2 tRNA genes and 1 rRNA gene are annotated in these 650 nt (G+C 42.6%); all 3 read left to right on the forward strand.

From position 1 onward, the window contains the following. Positions 1-87 (forward strand): 16S ribosomal RNA (locus IQP38_RS25495); the annotation flags it as partial. Positions 88-153: 66 nt separating this feature from the next. Beyond that, a tRNA-Ile gene (locus tag IQP38_RS25500) sits at positions 154-230 on the forward strand. A gap of 42 nt (positions 231-272) precedes the next feature. Then, positions 273-348, forward strand: a tRNA-Ala gene (locus tag IQP38_RS25505). Positions 349-650 lie beyond the last annotated feature (302 nt).

Below are 650 nucleotides of genomic sequence, written 5' to 3' on the forward strand. Positions count from 1 at the left end.
GGGACGCTTACCACTTTGTGGTTCATGACTGGGGTGAAGTCGTAACAAGGTAGCGCTAGGGGAACCTGGCGCTGGATCACCTCCTTATACGATGATTATTGCGATGAGTGTTCACACAGATTGATACGGTTTATAAAGTAAAGAGACGATACTGGGTCTGTAGCTCAGGTGGTTAGAGCGTTCGCCTGATAAGCGAGAGGTCGGTGGTTCGAGTCCACTCAGACCCACCAATTTCTTTCCCAAGGAATTGGCGACAGTATCGACACCTTGATGGGGCTATAGCTCAGCTGGGAGAGCGCCTGCCTTGCACGCAGGAGGTCTGCGGTTCGATCCCGCATAGCTCCACCATCTTTAAGTGTTCTTGAAAAAGAATCTTTAAAAATGGTTTTCATCAGAAAATCTAGCTCTTTAACAATTTGGAAAGCTGACAAAACAACAATTTATTGTTGTTTGTAAAGTTCTCAAAGTATTCATTTATGAATACAACTAATAACACATTCAAGTGTTCTTGGCTTTTTGTTTTCATTTTTTCTAAAAATGAAGGTAAAGAGATGAGTCCGGCAAAATCGAAATGTCTCTCGCTCATTCAAATAATGAGAGACAACTTTGGTGATTTGAACATCAACTCGAAACTCCTTCGGGTTGTATGG

This window comes from Vibrio sp. OPT41 (genome assembly GCF_015163595.1).
GTDB lineage: Bacteria > Pseudomonadota > Gammaproteobacteria > Enterobacterales > Vibrionaceae > Vibrio > Vibrio alginolyticus.